Genomic DNA, 817 nt, shown 5'->3' on the forward strand with positions numbered 1-817 from the left:
TCCAAGTCCTGCCACCTTATAACGTCTTGGATTATTCTTTTTCATAGTTTCAAATACTTTCTTATCTGCATCATCTAAAAATTCATTGCAAAGGTAATTGGTTGTTTTTGAAAGTATATCTTCATCTTTTGCATCAAAGAATCTTTTCTTAATCCAATGATGTTCATTCCAAGGGTTAAATGTCATTGTTATTTGTTTAAATAATCCATCAGGAACTTTACCTCTTATACTTTCATCTAGCATATTAAAACTGTTTTCATCTGTTATCTCATAAGCTTCTTCAATCCAGCACCAACAAAGTACTCCAACATCAACCGTAATAGATGTAATTTTAAGTGGGTCATCAAAACCTCTAAAATATATCTTTTGTCCTGTAGGAATATATGTAATTTCAAGTGGATTAGTTGTACTACCCCAATAATTATCTACTCCTAACTGATGTATAGCCCATTTGAGTTCCTTATAACAGCTATCTCTTAGCGTTCCAAATACTTTTCTTACAACCAATAAATTAGCTTGTGGGTGCTGCATCAACTTAGTAATATAATATAAAGCTGTTGTCTTTGATTTCTTAGACGCTCTTGAACCTTTGCAAACTCTATAACGACCCTTAAATCTCCAATAATCTTTATATCCTTTGCCTACTAACTTGGCTATATTTACTTTCTTAATCTTCAATTTCATCATCTCCAACTATGACTATAGGGATAGCTCCTTCAACTTCTACCTTATCAGTAAATAACCTGTATCTCTTACCTAAGAGTTCAGCAGCCTTATTTCTATCTTTTATGCTTACATCTTTTTTAACTCTTTCAAC

At 32.1% G+C, this 817-nt stretch carries 1 protein-coding gene; it reads right to left on the bottom strand.

Annotated features, from left to right (window positions below):
* A partial coding sequence (locus KGF50_RS21690; RefSeq protein ID WP_413926856.1) for a PBSX family phage terminase large subunit occupies positions 1 to 678 on the bottom strand: 678 nt, incomplete at its 3' end.
* Positions 679 to 817: the final 139 nt, after the last annotated feature.

Origin of the sequence: Clostridioides sp. ZZV15-6598 (assembly GCF_020657705.1) — a bacterium.
Lineage (GTDB): Bacteria > Bacillota > Clostridia > Peptostreptococcales > Peptostreptococcaceae > Clostridioides > Clostridioides difficile_F.